Raw genomic sequence first — 14,392 nt, 5'->3', positions numbered from 1 at the left:
CCGCCCCCGCCCGACCCTCACGACCCTGGAGTCCTCGATGACCAGTCCGTCCAGCGCGACGCCCTGCCCGTCGTGCGACCAGCCCATCCGCTGGGCCCTCAACGCCACCACCGACCCCGCGGGCAACCTCGGCGCCTACACCGACGGCACCGGCCGCCTCCGCGTCCGCGTCCTCACCGCCGAGCGGCCCACCCTGGAGGGCGCCGAGTGGCGCGCCATGCCCCACGCCGCCACCTGCACCCGCCCCCAGCCCCGCCGCACCGTCCCCCGGCAGCGCACCGGCGTCCGCCCCGCCCCGTGGCGGGGGTGGACCCGATGACCGACCGGCAGACCCTCGTCCCGGCCGCCGTCGCCGCCGTCATCGCCACCCAGGCCCTCACCCGCCTCGGCCACCGCATCACCACCGAGGAGGCGACCCTCCTCGGGCACGCCGCCATCGAGGCCCTGGCCGTCGACGGGTGGATCATCGCCCCGGGGTCCGCCGGGATGCGCCGCCTCTCCCAGGTGTCACCCACCCTGTGGGAGCACGACCTGCCCGTCCTGGCCGGCCTCGCCCGCGGCCGCACCGCCCGCGAGATCGCCACCGAGACGCACACCCCCGAGCCCACCGTGCGCCAGCGCATCGCCCGCCTCATCGGGCGCACCGGCGCCGCGAACTCCGCCGAGCTGCTGTCCATCGCCTACCGGTCCGGATGGATGGCCGACCTGGCGCCCGAGCCGCGCGGGCGCGTCACCCTCACCGAGCCCCAGCGGCAGATCCTCGCCCTGCTCGCCGATGGCCTCGACAACCAGGCCATCGCCGACGTCCTCGGCATGCCGCTCAACACCGCCGTGGGCCACATGCGCCGCGTGTACGCCGCCCTGGACGCCACCCGCCCCGGCCAGCGCAACCACTCCTCGCGCTGCCTCGCCGTCGCCCTCGCCTACCAGCACGGCCACCTCCCGCTCCCCGCCCGCACCACCGCTTCTGCCGCCTAGGAGGCCCTCATGTACACCGCCCCGCGCCGCCGCCTCGGGCCGACGAGGACCACGCCCACCGTCCGCGACTCCGGCCCCGTCAGCCGCGGCCTCTGCACCGAACTGGACCCCGACCTGTTCTTCCCCGAGCGCGTCAACGCGGCCACCATCCACGCCGTCAAATCCATCTGCGTGGACTGCCCGATCCGAACGGCCTGCCTGAACCAGGCCCTCGACAACGGCGAGCAGTACGGCATCTGGGGCGGCCTGGACGAACGGGAGCTCCGCACCCTGCGCCGCCGCACCAAGACGGCGTGATGACCGCCCTGGCGCTCCCCGCCGCGTACGTCGCCCTCGTCGCCCTGGCCGCCGCCGCCCTGCTCGGCCACACCACCCGCATCCCCCGCCGGCGCACCCGCGCCCACCAACCTCAGGAGCGCCCCTGATGACCGAGAACCTTCCGCCCACCGAGCCGTGCACCGACCCCCGTCACATCGGGCCCATCCGCGAGCAGCTCGGCTGTAACGGGCCGGAGTCCGGCCCCAAGACGCCGACCCCCGTCGAGGAGCAGCCGCGCATGCCGACCGGCGACCACTTCACCGAGGCCGCCATCCGCCGCAGCGCCTACCTCGACGCCGCCCGCGAAGCCACCGAGGCCGCCAAGCTGTTCCCCGACGACCTGGAGTGCGCCGACACCATCAACGCCCTCGAAGGCTTCGCCCAGCGGTTGCAGCGCCTCGCCGCCCACTACACCACCGCCGAGCAGCCCAGCGGCATCACCTGGGAGGCCCGCGCCGACCACGCCGTACGCCTCTACGCCCGCACCGCGATCGAGCTGGAGGACTCGAAGGCCGAGGCCGCCCGGCTCCGCGCCGAGCGCGCCACGCTGATCCAGCAGCGCGACCGCATCGCCGACGACACGATCAAGGCCCTCATCGGCGCCGAGCAGTGCGTCCAGCACCCGACCGCGCCCCGCATCGGCGACATGTGCGGCGACTGCACCCAGTACCCCCGCCGACATGACGGAGAGGCCCGAGGACACCGTCCGCCGGTTCGCCCGCCGTCTCAACGCCGTTGAGCGCCTGGTCGGCGGTCGCCCCGGCTACCACACGGTCACCGTCAAGCAGCTGCTCACCGCCATGAGCGACGCCGACGACGAGCCGTTCATCCCCCGCACCGAGCGTGCGTACTGGCTGGACATCGCCGACGCCCTGAACGCCGCCGGCCGTGTCGGCATGGCCGTCGGCATCGACCTCGACGGCACCCTCACCGACCACAACGCCTGGTCCGTGGTCTGGAACCGCGAGACCGCCCGCTGGGAGCTCGCCGGGTACGACGACGCCAGCGCCCAGGACCCGACCACCGCCGACGACCCCACCCCGCTCCGCTGGGGCCTCGACGACGTCATGCACGGCGACGACGACACCGTCACCGTCTGCCTCTCCGGCCCCGCCCCCGACCGCCGTCCGTACGCCCTGGAGCTCGACCCCGACCGGGCCCGGGCGCTGCGCACCGCCCTCGCCCCGCCCCGCCCCTCCTCCGACGGCGAGGCCGTCTCGCCCGAGGAGGGCATCGACGAGGCCCGCGCCTGCATCGCGCACGTCCTCGGGCTCTTCCTCGACCGCGTCCCCCGCGCCGAGCTGGAGGCCGACATCATGGCCGACTCGATCACGGACGCCATGTCCGACGAGCTCAGCGACCTCTACGAGAAGGCCGGCCGGGCCGACGCGGCCGAGGCCGCCGTGGCCCGCGCCCTCGCCTGGTGCGACGACCTCGACCGTGCCGTCCGGCTCCACCACATGGACCTCGACGCCGAGCACCCCCACGCCGTTGCCCTGCGCACCGTCATTGCCCAGGACGGCACCCTGTGACCGCCCTCCCGTTCGCGGCCGGCTTCCGGCTCCACCCGCGCCGCGGCGCGCCCCTCGACGGCGTCCTCCTGCCCAACGGCCAGTGCCTCATCGTCGAGGACGCCGAGGACGGCCTGATCACCGCCGCCCCGTCCCTCGACGACCTGACCCGCGCCTACCCCGACGCCCGCATCGAGTGGCCGCCCCCCGCCCCGACCGCGCTCCTCGCCCAGCGCAGCGCACCCGCGTGGCCGCCCGGGCGCCCCGGCCTCGACGAGCTCACCAGCGACGACCTCGACCGTCTGTACGCCGCGCGAGACCAGGCCCAGGCCGCCGTCACCCGCGTACTCGCCTGGTGCGACGAGCTCGACGCCCGGACCCGGGAAGTCACCGAGGACCCGACCGCCGTTCACCCCATCGCCTTTGGCGTCCGCTTCACCATCACGACCCGGGAGGGCTGGTGACCCCCTGCCTGATCTGCACCCACGACGCCGGACCGTCCCGTACCGCGTGCGTCCGCTGCGAGCACCGAATCCGCGGCTGGCTCGGCGAGCTCCCCCGCCAGCACGTGCTGCTCGTCGCGTCCCTGGAGCTCGGCACCCGACCCGCCCAGGGGTTCGGCGGCACCGGCCGCGCCCACTCCCCGCTCCCCGTACGCGGCGACGTCCTCACCCTCCTCGGCCCGGCCGCGCCCGGCCCCGTCCACGACACCCTCGGCGACCAGGGCGGCCCGCAGCCGATCCACGCCGTCCTGCACGCCTGGGCCGACCAGCTCGCCGAGGACCTCGGCCACCTCCTCCCGCCCATCAACCCCCGCGCCCCGTACGCCGACTACCTCGCCCGCCACCTCGGCCACGCCGTCCGCGCCAGCTGGATCGCGCACATGCACACCGAGCTCGCCGACCTCATCCGCCGCATCCGGACCGTCACGAGCACCGAGCCCCGCCGCCGCGCCCTCGACGCCCCCTGCCCGCACTGCCAGGCGTTCGCCCTCGGCCACCTCGACTGGGACACCCACATCGACTGCGAGGCGTGCGGACGGCTTCTCACGCCCGACGAGTACGAGACTCACCGCGCCGTCGTCATGCCCCCGCTCGCCCGCATCGGCGTCCTCATGGCCGCCGCCCAGCACCTCGCCCAGGAAGCGTCATGACCACCGCCCCCGAGGACGCCGACGCCATCGCGACGCGTCGCGCGACAGTCGCGCAACTGCGCGCCACCGGCCTGTCCATCCGCGAGATCGCGGCCAGGCTCGGCACCACCAAGGACACCGTCCACCGCGACACTCAGGCCCTGTCGCGCGACACCGCGACACCCTCTGACCAGGACTGTCGCACCCCTGTCGCGCCCGACATCCTGACTGTCGCTCTCCCCGCCGCGACACCGGCCACCGACCCCGCGACACCGTCGCGCGACACCGCGACACCACCCGCGACACCCGCCGTACCCACCCTCACCGTGCCCCTCGACACGGCCCTCCTCGCCGACCTCGCCACCCTCACCCGCAACGGCACCACACCCGCCCTCGCCATCCGCCGCGCCCTCGCCTACATGGCCGGCGCCTACCGCCAGGCCTGGGACGCCGACCTCTACCCGCCCGACGCCGACCCCGTCATCGAGCGGCACGCCTACACCCCGTACCGGCCCCGCTGAACGGAGCGCCCCGCATTCGACTGGACATGATCGTCACTTAGCGCAACACTGATGCCAGCACCACAGGTGCGCCCAGACACCGCCACGGCCCCCTCGACGAGGGGGCCGTCGTCGTACCCGGAGGTGAGCCGTGGCCACCCTCTACACCGCCACCGAGGCCGCTGCCCAGGCCACCCAGTGGCGCCGCCTCCTCTCCGCCGGCGCCGCCGCCGTCACCCCGATCACGGTCCGCTCCTGGGCCCGGCGCGGCCACCTCACCCCCGCCGGGATCAACGACCGCGGCCACCCCCTCTACGCCCACGTCGACGTCGCCCGCGCCGAACGCGCCACCCGCAGCCGCGCCCTACGCCTCGTCGGCATCCCCGAGACCCAGCCGTAGCGCGCCCCGCTGCTCCCCACTACCGCCCCGTCCGCGAACCACGCCGCAGGCGGGTCCCCATGCCCCTGCCGCCCGGCGATGGATCGAGGAGATCTCCCGTACGGGTGTACCCACGGTCGTGCGGCGCGCGCAGCGTCCGGGCGGCAGGTCCACTCCCCAGGAGCGATGGTGAACCCACCTCAGACCCCGTACGACTACACCCTGCACACCATCAACGAGACGGCCGGCCGCCTCAACCTGATCACCTCCGGCCGCCCCGTCCCCGGCGACGTCGCCACCAACGCGCTCATCGCCCAGTCCAACCTCGCCATCGCAGGCGCCCTCCTCGCGGTCGCCGACGCCCTGCGCGCGGACCGGCCCGCCCCCGAGCCGTCGTGATCACTCTCACCTTCCCCGCGCGGCTCGACCCGTCCGAGCCGCAGCGCAGCAACTACGCCACCACCGAGGCCTACGAGCACGCCTGGTACACCTGGCGCGCCCAACGCCGCGACGGCCGGCTCAACAGCGAGGAGATGGCCGCGCAGTTCGAGGTCATCGAGGCCCACGTCCGCTACATCTGCAGGAGGGACCCATGATCGCCGCCGACCGCCCCTCGGACATCCCCCGCTGGGTCGGAGCCCACACCCGTGTGCACCGCCAGCTCACCAGCGAGGGCGTCTCACCGCTCCTGCTCACGATCACGCTCCCGCGCATCCGTGGCGCCCTCTACGGCCTCTGGCTGCTCCTCACACGCAGGACGACCTGAGATGCCCAGCCGCGCCCCGCGACGCTGCACGACGCCCGGATGTGGCGCCATGGCCACCCCTCCCGCCTCGAAGTGCGCCCCGCACGACAAGCGCCGGCCTCGCCGCTCGGCCTCGTCCAAGGGCTACAACGCCGAGCACGAGCAGCGGTTCCGTGCCGGAGTCCTGGCGCGGGACGCCACGTGCGTGCTCTGCAGGGCCGCTCCGGCGACCCAGGCGGACCACTACCCGCTGTCCAAGCGCGAGCTGCAGGCGCGCGGGAAGCCCAGAGACGTCCCGACAGGTTTCGGGATCCGCCGTACCGGGCCGCCCGCCGTAACAGAACGTCACAGGAGGTGGCCATGGGGAAGCGAGGACCGGCACCGAAGCCCACCGCGCTGCGGGTGCTGCACGGGGACCGGAAGGACCGGATCAACACCGAGGAGCCGCGGCCCGCCGAGGGCGACATCGCCCCGCCGGCCTGGCTCCGCGACGAGGCCGTCGAGGTGTGGGACACGCTCGCCGACCAGCTGATCACCACCGGCGTGCTGACCCTGTGGGACGTCGAGGCGTTCGCCAACTGGTGCGACGCCGTCGCCCGCCGGCGCGAGGCCGCCGAGCACGTTGCCGTCGAGGGCGCCGTCGTCGAGCACCCGGTGTTCAACAAGAACGGCGACATCAGCGGCCACCGCATGGGCAAGAACGCGTGGCTCCTGGCGCTCGACGCCGCCGACGCGCAGGTGCAGCGGTACGGCGCCCGGTTCGGCCTGACCCCGAGCGACCGCGCGCAGCTGCACATCGGTGGCCAGGAGAAGCCCGGCGGAGCGGAGCGCCTGCTGTCCTGACCGATGTGAGGGGGTGCCATGACCGCCGGGACCACCACCCGCCCGGCCCGTAGCAAGGCAGCCACCAGGCCTCGCGGCCGCGCCCGGGCGATCACGTACAACCACCACAAGCGGTGGCGGCCGGCGTCGCGGCGGGGCGACGTCTGCGGGTACACCCTCGACGGCAAGACGTGCGAGCGGCGCGGCGCGCACTACTGCGAGCCGCGCGCCGACCGCGTGGTCGCGTTCTTCGCGGAGCTCCTGCGCCACCCTGCCGGCGCCATGGCCAACTCACGGTTCGTGCTCGCGCCGTGGCAGGAACACGAGATCATCCGGCCCCTGTTTGGTGAGGTCCAGTGGTCCGAGCAGTGGGGCCGGTACGTCCGCCGGTACTCGCGCGCCACGATCGTCATGGCCCGCAAGAACGGCAAGTCCGCGCTGCTGTCGGGCATCGCGCTGTACATGCTGTGCGCGGACAGCGAGGAGTCCGCCGAGGTCTACGGCGCGGCCGCCACGATCCGCCAGGCGGGCAAGGTCTTCGAGCCGTGCAAGAAGATGATGCTCAAGAGCCCGTTGTTGGCTCAGCGGCTGGAGCACATCAAGGCCGCCCGCCGGATCATCGACGAGCAGACCGGTAGCCACTACGAGATCATCACCGCCGACGCTGACAACCAGCTCGGCCACAGCCCGCACTGTTTCATCCTGGACGAGGTCCTCTCTCAGCCCGACGACAGCCTGTGGCAGGCGATGCGTACGGGCACCGGCGCCCGTACGCAGCCGCTCATGCTGGCGATCACCACCGAGACCAGCCAGCAGTACAGCTTCGGCGCCGAGTTCATCGACGAGGCCGACCGCGTCCTGGAGGACCCGTCCCGCAGCCCGCACCACTTCGCGTTCGTGCGCAAGACCCCGCGCACGCCCGACGAGCTGGAGCGGCTGCACCGGCTGTTCCCCGGGCGCCCTGATCTTCCGGTCTCCCTGGACTGGACGGACGAGGCGAACTGGCGGTGGGCGAACCCCGCGCTGGGCACGTTCCTCTCGATCCAGTCACTGAGGGAAGAGGCCGCCGAGGCGCTCGGCGACCGCAAGGCCTTGAACGCCTTCCTGCAGTTCCGGCTCAACCAGCGCGTCTCGGAGGTGTCGCGCTGGATCGCGATGGACCTGTGGGACATGAACGCCCGAGAGATCGCCCCGAACCCCGGGTGGATCGCCGGGCGTCTGGAGGGCCAGCGGTGCTGGGGCGGCCTCGACCTCTCCTCCAAGCTCGACCTCACAGCCTGGTGCCTGTACTTCCCGGGCGGCGAGATCGTGTGGCGGTTCTGGGCCCCGCAGTCCATCGCCCCGCTCCTCGACAAGCACACCGACGGGAAGTTCTCCGAGTGGGCCGACGAGGGATGGATCACGCTCACCGACGGCGACACCATCGACTACGACACGATCTACGACGACATCGAGACCGACCACAACATGTACAAGATCATCGACGCCACCTACGACAAGTGGTGCGGTGAGCCGGTCCGCCAGGCGCTCATCAAGCGGACCCGGATGAAGATGGTCGAGTCGGACACGACGTTCACGCGGATGACGCCGCCGATGAACGAGTTCATGCGCGGCCTCAAGGCCAAGGAATACGCCCACTTCGGGAACCCCGTCGCCCGGTGGATGGCGGACAACCTGGAGTGCAAGAGCCCCCGCGACGACCCCGACCGCGTCCGCCCGGTCAAGCCCTCGCGCGACAAGACCGGCAAACGCATCGACGGCATGCCCGCCGCCTTCTTCGCCATCGACGGAGGCCTGAGAGGCCTGCCCACCCCGTCCATCTACGAGTCCCAGGGCATGGCCCTCTGACCACAAGGGAGGCCCGGATGGACCGCTGGGACGTCCTCGCCCTGCTCGGCATCACGCTCCTCGGCCTCGGCCTCGGCCTGCTCGCCCCCTGGCTCGGCATCGCCGCGGCCGGCCTCGTCCTCCTGGCCGTCGGCATCACCGGCGCCCTCGGCGAACTCCGCACCGCACGCACGTCCACCCAGCTGCAGAAGGGAGCCTGACCATGGGATTCCTTCGCAGCGCCCTGTCCGGCCTGGCCACCCCGGAGAAGTGGGTGGAGGACTGGATGCGCGGCGGGTCGATGAACTCGGCCGGGATCCGGGTCGACCAGGACACCGCCCTGACCTACTCGCCCTTTTTCGCCGGGGTGCGGGTGCTGTCCGAGGACGAGGCCGGCCTGCCGCTGTTCCTCTACGAGAGGATGGCCCCACGCGGCAAGCAGCGCGCCACCAGCCACCCGCTGTACGCGCTGCTGCACGACCAGCCCAACGACATGATGTCCTCGAACTGGCTGCGGGAGGTGCTGACCAGCCACGCGATCACGTGGGGCAACGGCATCGGCCACGTCATCTCCCACCCCCGCACCGGCGTGATCGAGGAGATCTGGCCGCTGCGCCCCGACCGGGTCACCATCGGCGTGAAGCGCCTGGGGCCCGGACGGTTCGAGCGCCGCTACCGGTACGACGACGACGTCAACGGCATCCACACCGTCCTCCTGCCTCACGAGGTCCTGCACATCTCCGGCCTCGGCTACGACGGCGTGCAGGGCTACCCCATCGTCGAACTCGCCGCCAACTCGATCGGCCTCGGCCTGGCCACCGAGCACCACGGCGCCAAGGCGTTCAGCAACGGGGCCGCGCCCGGTGGCGCACTGACGCACCCCGGCAACCTCTCCCCCGAGGCGAGGCGCCGGATGGCGGACGACTGGGAGAACATCCACAAGGGCATCGACCGCGCGCACCGCGTGGCGATCCTGGAGGAGGGCGTCACCTTCCAGCAGGTCGGCATGCCCAACGACAGCGCGCAGTTCCTGGAGACCCGCCAGTTGCAGGTCACCGAGATGGCCCGCTGGCTCCGTCTGCCGCCGCACAAGATCGGCGACCTGGAGCGGGCGACCTTCAGCAACATCGAGCACCTGCAGCTCGACTACGTCGGCTCCGCGCTGAACGTGTGGCTCGTCCGCTGGGAGCAGGCGATCCTCACCCAGCTCCTCCTGCGCGAGGAGCGGAAGACGTACTACGCCGAGCACCTCGTCGACTCGCTGCTCCGCGGCGACACCCTCACCCGCTACCAGGCCTATGCCGTGGGCCGCCAGTGGGGATGGCTCTCGGCCAACGACGTGAGGGACAGGGAGAACATGAACCCCGTCAAGGGCGGCGACGACTACCTCGTCCCGCTCAACATGGTCCCCGCCGGCCGCAGCGCCCCCGCGCTGGAGACCGCGGCCGCCGCCCGGGCCGCGCGCATGGCCCGGCTGCTCGCCGGACGCCTGGCCGTACGGGAGTCCCTCGCCGAACGGTGGGGAGCGAAGATCCAGGAGTCCGACCAGGAGGTAGCCGACCTCGAAGCGAAGAAGGTCGGCGCCCTGATCGCCGAGCACCTGACCCCCGAGCGCGGCCGGCACCGCTCGCTCGCCGCGTTCCTCACCGCGCTGCGCCTGCTCTACGCCGAGGACGGCCCGATCATGGAACGGCTCGCCGAACTGTGGGTCCCGATCATGACCGCGTTCGCCGACGACGTCGCCGTCCAGGCCGCCGAGGCGGTCGCGTTCGAGGAGAGCGTCGACCTGTCCGTGTGGGCCCAGGCATACGCCCTGTCGCACGCCTCGTACCAGGTGTCGTCCTCGTTCGGCCAGCTGCGCGCCGTGGTCGAGGCGACCGAGGGCACGCCGGAGGACATCGCCGAGGCCGTCGCCGAGCGGCTCGCGAAGTGGCAGGCCGAGCGCCCCGAGCAGACCGCGCGGTGGGAGGCCTCGCAGCTGCCGAACGCGGCCGCCCGCGAGACGTGGAAAGAGGCCGGCGTGAAGTCGGTCCAGTGGGTGGCGCGCGGGTCGAAGAACTGCCCGTACTGCCAGCGCCTCGACGGCGCCGTACGGGAGATCGAGACGCCGTTCGTCGCCAAGGGCGACGAGGTCGAGGGCGAGAACGAGGGCGAGAAGCTCGTCGCCAAGCGCAACACCTTCCACCCCCCGGTACACCCGGGCTGTGACTGCGAGGTGATCCCCGTTGTCGAGTAACCAGCGCATCGAGAAGGGCCGCTGCACCGCATGCGGCCAGCCGGCCGAGCGCAGCCCGACCGGGACGTGGTGGCACACCGCCAGGTCCTGCGGCCTGATCGCCCCGCGTGCCGAGTTCAGGCCCCGGCAGCAGACCAGTCCGCGTGACCGGCAGGTCCATGAACCGAGGAGGAACCGATGAAGGGACAGCGGCACTACGTGCGCGGCTACGTCCAGCGCGCCGACGGCGACGAGGCGGGAAAACCGCTGACGATCATCGCCGCGACCGAGGGCCGCAAGGGCGACGGCCTGAACCTGACCATGAAGGGCGCCGAGCTCGGCCGGTTCGAATCGAACCCCGTCGTCGGGTACGGGCACTCGTACTGGGGCCGTGACGGCCTGCCGATCGGCCGGTCCGACCGGACGTGGATCGACGGCGACAAGCTGCGCATGAGCATTGCCTTCGACCAGGAGGACGAGTTCGCCCGCACGGTTGAGCGGAAGTACCGCGGCGGCTTCATGAACGCGTTCTCCATCGGGTTCGACGTCTGGAACATCGACGACGCCGGAGTACCCGAGGGCTGGGAGCTGTTCGAAGTCAGCGCGGTGCCCCTGCCGATGGACCCCAGCGCGATCGTCGAGTCCGGCCGCCAGCTCGCCATGGCCCGCGGGCTCCTCGACATCCCCGACGCCCTGACCGAGGCCGACATCGAGCGGCTTTCCCACGCCGTACGCGCGGGCGCGGTGCTGTCGAAGAAGAACAAGGGACTCGTCGAGAACGCGCGCGACGCGCTGCAGGAGCTCCTCGACGCGGCCGGCGGCAACGACGAGGACGACGAGCGGTCCGCCCCGCCCGTCGACCAGGCCCGCCTGCTCCGGCTCGCCGGAATCTGATCCCCCCGCGCCGCGCAGCCGCGCGGGCACCCACACCCACCGAAGGGAACACCCGATGGCCAACATCCGGGAGCTGCGCACCAAGCGCACCAAGCTCGGCGCCGACGCCCGAGCGATCATGACGCAGGCCGAGACCGAGGGCCGCTCGATGACGCCCGAGGAGGAGGTGCGGTTCGACAAGTTCATGGAGGAGCGCGACGGCGTCGACCGCACCATCGAGCGGGTCGAGAAGCTGGAGGACGAGGAGCGCGGCCTGGAGGACCTGGAGCGCGGCGGGAAGCCGGGCGGCGACGAGGCGATGGGCGCGCTGCGTGCCTACCTCCTCGGGGGCCGGTCCGTCCTGACCGAGCGGCAGGCCCGCGCGCTCAACGCCGGCCACGACCCCGAGGGCGGGTTCCTCGTCGCGCCGCAGCAGTTCGTCAAGGACCTCCTCAAGGGCGTGGACGACATGGTCGCGCTGCGCGGCCTGGCGACCGTTCACCAGCTGACCCAGGCCGAGTCCCTCGGCGTGCCCACGCTGGACACCGACCTGAACGACGCCGACTGGACGAGCGAACTCGCCACCGGCAACCAGGACGACGCGATGCGGTTCGGCAAGCGCGAGCTCCGCCCGCACCCGCTGGCCAAGCGGGTCAAGATCAGCCGCAAGCTGATGCGCGCCTCGACGACGAACCCCGAGACCCTCGTGCGCGAGCGCATGGGCTACAAGTTCGGCGTCACCGCCGAGAAGGCCTACATGGTCGGCGACGGGAACCAGAAGCCGCTGGGCCTGTTCACCGCGAACTCCGACGGCATCCCCACCTCGCGGGACGTCGACGTCTCCACCTCCGGCACGGGGTTCACGAACGTCGCCGCGGGCAACGCGGCGGACGACCTGATCACCGCGAAGTACACGCTCAAGGGCGCCTACCACCGCAACGCGCGGTGGCTGTTCCACCGGCTGATGGTCGCCTCCGTGCGCAAGTTGAAGGACGGCGACGGCAACTACATCTGGGCCGCCGGCCTGTCGGACAGCGAGCCGGACAAGATCCTCGGCCTGCCGTTCATCATGTCCGAGTTCGCCCCGTCGACGTTCGGCGACGGCGACTACGTCGGCATGCTCGGCGACTTCTCGTACTACTGGATCGCCGAGGCCCTGCAGTTCGAGGTCCAGCGCCTCAACGAGTTGTACGCCGAGTCGAACCAGGTCGGGTTCATCGGCCGCCAGGAGGCCGACGGCATGCCCGTCCTCGCCGAGGCGTTCGTGCGTCTGCAGTCCAACGACGTCGTGCCGTAACCCCGGGCCCCCGCCCCGGTCCAGCGCAGCCCACCCAGACGAGGAGCAGCACCCATGCGCAGCGACATCAAGAACCACCTCGACATCGCCACCACCCTGACCCCGGCCGCGCGGGTCGACACCGCGACCGGGACCGGGGTGGACCTGGCGAACTACGACGCGGCCGCCGTCGTCATCACCACCGGCGTAGTCGCCAACGGCGCGTTCTCCATCGAGGTCCAGGAGTCCGACGCCCTCGGCTCCGGCTACACCGCGGTGGCCAACGGCGACCTGGACGGCACCGAGCCCGCGACGCTGACCGCGTCCACGGTCACCGTGATCGGCTACCACGGCATCAAGCGGTACATCCGCGTGGTGGCCACCGACGCCGGCACCGGTGACGCCAGCTTCGGCGTCACCGTCATCCGCGGCAAGGGCCGCGTCAAGCCCTGACTCCACCCCGCCCCCGCACGGCCACCGGGCCCCGCCACCACCGGCGGGGCCCGGCCGTGTTCCCGACACCTGGAGGACCCCATGCGAGTCGAGATGCTGCGGCTCATGGCCAACCCGAAGTACGGCAACCAGCCCGAGGGCGCGATCGTCGACATGGACGACGCCGACGCCGAACGGCGCATCGCCGCCGGGGACTGCCGGCCGCTCGACGAGCCGAAGAAGAAGCGCGGCGCCCGTACGGCGGCCAGGACCGCCACCCCGCCCACGCCCCCGGCGCCGCCCGTCGAGCCGGACGTGCCCGTCGAGGCCATGACCGTCGACCAGCTGCGCACGTTCGCGGCCGAGCAGGACATCGACCTCGGCGAGGCCCGGCTGAAGGAGGACATCCGGGCCGTCGTGGCCGCCGAGCTGGAGCGCCGCCGCGACGAGGACGACGAGGGCGGGGGCTCCTGACATGGCGTACGCCACGGCGGACGAACTCCGCCGCCTCCTGCGCATCGAGTCCTTCACCGAGGACGAGACCGCCACCGCCGAGCTGTTGATCGAGCTCGCGCAGGGGGTCATCGAGGGCGAGACCGGCCAGGCCCTGGAGCAGTCCACCGACACCGTGATCCTCGACGGCCCCACCGACGAGGACCCCCGCTACCACCCGGCCACCGGCTCCCGGAAATTGATCCTTCCGCGCTGGCCCGTGACGGCCGTCGCCTCCGTCAGCCTCACCGACGAGGCCGAGCCGCTCGTATTCGGGCCGGTCGAGGACTACACGTGGTCGGCCGCCGGGATCCTGCACCGCCGCGGTGGTGACTGGCCCAGCCAGGACCGGGCCGTCGAGGTCACCTACACCGCCGGGTACAGCACCATCCCCCCGGGGCTCAAGCGCATGTGCCTGCGCCTGGCGGTGTCCGGCTGGGCCAACCCGGAGTTCCTCTCCGCCGAGACCCTCGGCGACCACTCCCGCCAGTTCTCCGCCGAGGCCCTCGGGATGGAGCTCACCCCGGCCGACCGGCGCACGCTCGGCGCGTACCGGGCCCGGACATGATCGGCCGGTGGCTGAACCGGACCCTGGAGGTCTGGCGCGAGACCACCACCGACGACGGCTACGGCGGCCAGGAGTCGACGTGGGTCCGCCAGGGCGAGGTACGGGGCAAGGTCGACCAGCCGTCCGCGTCGGACAGGGTGCTCGCGCAGCAGGCGAGCGCCGAGCACACCCACGACGTGTACCTCCTGCCCGGTGCCGACGTCGCGCGCGGCGACGAGCTGCGCGGCGGGGGCCAGGTCCTCGACGTCCGGTCCGTCGTCGAGCCGTCCAGCACCCGCTACCGCAAGGCCGAGTGCCGGTCGATCGAGCGGCAGGGAGGGTGAG

Annotated in this window: 23 protein-coding genes; all 23 read left to right on the top strand. The window is 72.5% G+C overall.

What is annotated here, in order from left to right; genetic code table 11:
* Window positions 1–37 precede the first annotated feature (37 nt).
* Window positions 38–319: a hypothetical protein gene (locus ACRRSS_RS01055; RefSeq protein ID WP_435969331.1), complete on the top strand. Its 282-nt coding sequence runs from the start codon at window positions 38–40 to the stop codon at window positions 317–319.
* Window positions 316–978 carry a LuxR C-terminal-related transcriptional regulator gene (locus ACRRSS_RS01050; RefSeq protein ID WP_435969330.1) on the top strand — a complete coding sequence of 221 codons (663 nt, stop codon included), beginning with the start codon at window positions 316–318 and terminating at the stop codon, window positions 976–978. The genes ACRRSS_RS01055 and ACRRSS_RS01050 overlap by 4 nt, the downstream gene beginning before the upstream one ends.
* Window positions 979–987: 9 nt before the next feature.
* Entirely contained in the window at window positions 988–1,275 is a 288-nt protein-coding gene (locus ACRRSS_RS01045; protein WP_435969329.1) for a WhiB family transcriptional regulator, read from the top strand.
* The gene (locus ACRRSS_RS01040; RefSeq protein ID WP_435969328.1) at window positions 1,272–1,403 is read left to right on the top strand and encodes a hypothetical protein; all 132 of its coding nucleotides are present in this window, start codon (window positions 1,272–1,274) and stop codon (window positions 1,401–1,403) included. Before ACRRSS_RS01045 ends, ACRRSS_RS01040 begins: the two co-directional genes overlap by 4 nt.
* Window positions 1,403–2,035, top strand: a complete 633-nt coding sequence (locus ACRRSS_RS01035; RefSeq protein ID WP_435969348.1) for a hypothetical protein — start codon at window positions 1,403–1,405, stop codon at window positions 2,033–2,035. The genes ACRRSS_RS01040 and ACRRSS_RS01035 overlap by 1 nt, the downstream gene beginning before the upstream one ends.
* Window positions 1,977–2,828, top strand: coding sequence for a hypothetical protein (locus tag ACRRSS_RS01030; RefSeq protein WP_435969347.1), 852 nt, complete (start codon window positions 1,977–1,979; stop codon window positions 2,826–2,828). The genes ACRRSS_RS01035 and ACRRSS_RS01030 overlap by 59 nt, the downstream gene beginning before the upstream one ends.
* Window positions 2,825–3,271 carry a hypothetical protein gene (locus ACRRSS_RS01025; protein ID WP_435969326.1) on the top strand — a complete coding sequence of 149 codons (447 nt, stop codon included), beginning with the start codon at window positions 2,825–2,827 and terminating at the stop codon, window positions 3,269–3,271. Before ACRRSS_RS01030 ends, ACRRSS_RS01025 begins: the two co-directional genes overlap by 4 nt.
* Window positions 3,268–3,960 (top strand): hypothetical protein, encoded by a 693-nt coding sequence (locus ACRRSS_RS01020; RefSeq protein WP_435969325.1) that lies wholly within the window; start codon window positions 3,268–3,270, stop codon window positions 3,958–3,960. The genes ACRRSS_RS01025 and ACRRSS_RS01020 overlap by 4 nt, the downstream gene beginning before the upstream one ends.
* Complete coding sequence (locus ACRRSS_RS01015) at window positions 3,957–4,460, top strand: helix-turn-helix domain-containing protein (RefSeq protein ID WP_435969324.1); 504 nt, start codon at window positions 3,957–3,959, stop codon at window positions 4,458–4,460. The genes ACRRSS_RS01020 and ACRRSS_RS01015 overlap by 4 nt, the downstream gene beginning before the upstream one ends.
* 130 nt (window positions 4,461–4,590) lie before the next feature.
* On the top strand, window positions 4,591–4,839 hold the full coding sequence (locus ACRRSS_RS01010; RefSeq protein WP_435969323.1) for a MerR family transcriptional regulator: 249 nt from the start codon (window positions 4,591–4,593) through the stop codon (window positions 4,837–4,839).
* A gap of 165 nt (window positions 4,840–5,004) precedes the next feature.
* Window positions 5,005–5,217, top strand: a complete 213-nt coding sequence (locus ACRRSS_RS01005) for a hypothetical protein (protein WP_435969322.1) — start codon at window positions 5,005–5,007, stop codon at window positions 5,215–5,217.
* Entirely contained in the window at window positions 5,214–5,414 is a 201-nt protein-coding gene (locus ACRRSS_RS01000) for a hypothetical protein (RefSeq protein ID WP_435969321.1), read from the top strand. Before ACRRSS_RS01005 ends, ACRRSS_RS01000 begins: the two co-directional genes overlap by 4 nt.
* Window positions 5,411–5,584, top strand: coding sequence for a hypothetical protein (locus ACRRSS_RS00995; RefSeq protein ID WP_435969320.1), 174 nt, complete (start codon window positions 5,411–5,413; stop codon window positions 5,582–5,584). Before ACRRSS_RS01000 ends, ACRRSS_RS00995 begins: the two co-directional genes overlap by 4 nt.
* A 339-nt stretch (window positions 5,585–5,923) precedes the next feature.
* On the top strand, window positions 5,924–6,406 hold the full coding sequence (locus ACRRSS_RS00990; protein WP_435969318.1) for a phage terminase small subunit P27 family: 483 nt from the start codon (window positions 5,924–5,926) through the stop codon (window positions 6,404–6,406).
* Window positions 6,407–6,424: 18 nt separating this feature from the next.
* Window positions 6,425–8,233 carry a terminase large subunit gene (locus ACRRSS_RS00985; protein ID WP_435969317.1) on the top strand — a complete coding sequence of 603 codons (1,809 nt, stop codon included), beginning with the start codon at window positions 6,425–6,427 and terminating at the stop codon, window positions 8,231–8,233.
* Between the two features lie 17 nt (window positions 8,234–8,250).
* Window positions 8,251–8,433 carry a hypothetical protein gene (locus ACRRSS_RS00980; RefSeq protein ID WP_435969316.1) on the top strand — a complete coding sequence of 61 codons (183 nt, stop codon included), beginning with the start codon at window positions 8,251–8,253 and terminating at the stop codon, window positions 8,431–8,433.
* A gap of 2 nt (window positions 8,434–8,435) precedes the next feature.
* Window positions 8,436–10,448 (top strand): phage portal protein, encoded by a 2,013-nt coding sequence (locus tag ACRRSS_RS00975; RefSeq protein WP_435969315.1) that lies wholly within the window; start codon window positions 8,436–8,438, stop codon window positions 10,446–10,448.
* A 177-nt stretch (window positions 10,449–10,625) separates the two neighbouring features.
* Window positions 10,626–11,321, top strand: coding sequence for a hypothetical protein (locus ACRRSS_RS00970; protein WP_435969314.1), 696 nt, complete (start codon window positions 10,626–10,628; stop codon window positions 11,319–11,321).
* Between the two features lie 55 nt (window positions 11,322–11,376).
* A complete protein-coding gene (locus tag ACRRSS_RS00965) occupies window positions 11,377–12,597 on the top strand; it encodes a phage major capsid protein (RefSeq protein WP_435969313.1) in 1,221 nt (406 codons plus the stop codon).
* 54 nt (window positions 12,598–12,651) lie between these two features.
* Window positions 12,652–13,029 (top strand): hypothetical protein, encoded by a 378-nt coding sequence (locus tag ACRRSS_RS00960; protein ID WP_435969312.1) that lies wholly within the window; start codon window positions 12,652–12,654, stop codon window positions 13,027–13,029.
* Between the two features lie 81 nt (window positions 13,030–13,110).
* A complete protein-coding gene (locus ACRRSS_RS00955; protein ID WP_435969311.1) occupies window positions 13,111–13,482 on the top strand; it encodes a hypothetical protein in 372 nt (123 codons plus the stop codon).
* A gap of 1 nt (window position 13,483) precedes the next feature.
* Window positions 13,484–14,068, top strand: coding sequence for a hypothetical protein (locus ACRRSS_RS00950; protein ID WP_435969310.1), 585 nt, complete (start codon window positions 13,484–13,486; stop codon window positions 14,066–14,068).
* A complete protein-coding gene (locus ACRRSS_RS00945) occupies window positions 14,065–14,391 on the top strand; it encodes a phage head closure protein (protein WP_435969309.1) in 327 nt (108 codons plus the stop codon). Before ACRRSS_RS00950 ends, ACRRSS_RS00945 begins: the two co-directional genes overlap by 4 nt.
* Window position 14,392 lies beyond the last annotated feature (1 nt).

Origin of the sequence: Streptomyces sp. Qhu_M48 (assembly GCF_051305195.1) — a bacterium.
Taxonomy (GTDB): domain Bacteria; phylum Actinomycetota; class Actinomycetes; order Streptomycetales; family Streptomycetaceae; genus Streptomyces.
This window is presented reverse-complemented; position numbering and strand designations above follow the sequence as displayed.

Bases quoted from the DNA above. Each gene is read 5' to 3' on its own strand.
- ACRRSS_RS01015 (WP_435969324.1), top strand. From the start codon at position 3,957: ATGACCACCGCCCCCGAGGACGCCGACGCCATCGCGACGCGTCGCGCG.
- ACRRSS_RS00955 (WP_435969311.1), top strand. From the start codon at position 13,111: ATGCGAGTCGAGATGCTGCGGCTCATGGCCAACCCGAAGTACGGCAAC.
- ACRRSS_RS01045 (WP_435969329.1), top strand. From the start codon at position 988: ATGTACACCGCCCCGCGCCGCCGCCTCGGGCCGACGAGGACCACGCCC.
- ACRRSS_RS00945 (WP_435969309.1), top strand. From the start codon at position 14,065: ATGATCGGCCGGTGGCTGAACCGGACCCTGGAGGTCTGGCGCGAGACC.
- ACRRSS_RS01055 (WP_435969331.1), top strand. From the start codon at position 38: ATGACCAGTCCGTCCAGCGCGACGCCCTGCCCGTCGTGCGACCAGCCC.
- ACRRSS_RS00990 (WP_435969318.1), top strand. From the start codon at position 5,924: ATGGGGAAGCGAGGACCGGCACCGAAGCCCACCGCGCTGCGGGTGCTG.
- ACRRSS_RS00985 (WP_435969317.1), top strand. From the start codon at position 6,425: ATGACCGCCGGGACCACCACCCGCCCGGCCCGTAGCAAGGCAGCCACC.
- ACRRSS_RS01005 (WP_435969322.1), top strand. From the start codon at position 5,005: ATGGTGAACCCACCTCAGACCCCGTACGACTACACCCTGCACACCATC.
- ACRRSS_RS00960 (WP_435969312.1), top strand. From the start codon at position 12,652: ATGCGCAGCGACATCAAGAACCACCTCGACATCGCCACCACCCTGACC.
- ACRRSS_RS00950 (WP_435969310.1), top strand. From the start codon at position 13,484: ATGGCGTACGCCACGGCGGACGAACTCCGCCGCCTCCTGCGCATCGAG.
- ACRRSS_RS01050 (WP_435969330.1), top strand. From the start codon at position 316: ATGACCGACCGGCAGACCCTCGTCCCGGCCGCCGTCGCCGCCGTCATC.
- ACRRSS_RS00995 (WP_435969320.1), top strand. From the start codon at position 5,411: ATGATCGCCGCCGACCGCCCCTCGGACATCCCCCGCTGGGTCGGAGCC.
- ACRRSS_RS00975 (WP_435969315.1), top strand. From the start codon at position 8,436: ATGGGATTCCTTCGCAGCGCCCTGTCCGGCCTGGCCACCCCGGAGAAG.
- ACRRSS_RS01035 (WP_435969348.1), top strand. From the start codon at position 1,403: ATGACCGAGAACCTTCCGCCCACCGAGCCGTGCACCGACCCCCGTCAC.
- ACRRSS_RS00965 (WP_435969313.1), top strand. From the start codon at position 11,377: ATGGCCAACATCCGGGAGCTGCGCACCAAGCGCACCAAGCTCGGCGCC.
- ACRRSS_RS01030 (WP_435969347.1), top strand. From the start codon at position 1,977: ATGACGGAGAGGCCCGAGGACACCGTCCGCCGGTTCGCCCGCCGTCTC.
- ACRRSS_RS00980 (WP_435969316.1), top strand. From the start codon at position 8,251: ATGGACCGCTGGGACGTCCTCGCCCTGCTCGGCATCACGCTCCTCGGC.
- ACRRSS_RS00970 (WP_435969314.1), top strand. From the start codon at position 10,626: ATGAAGGGACAGCGGCACTACGTGCGCGGCTACGTCCAGCGCGCCGAC.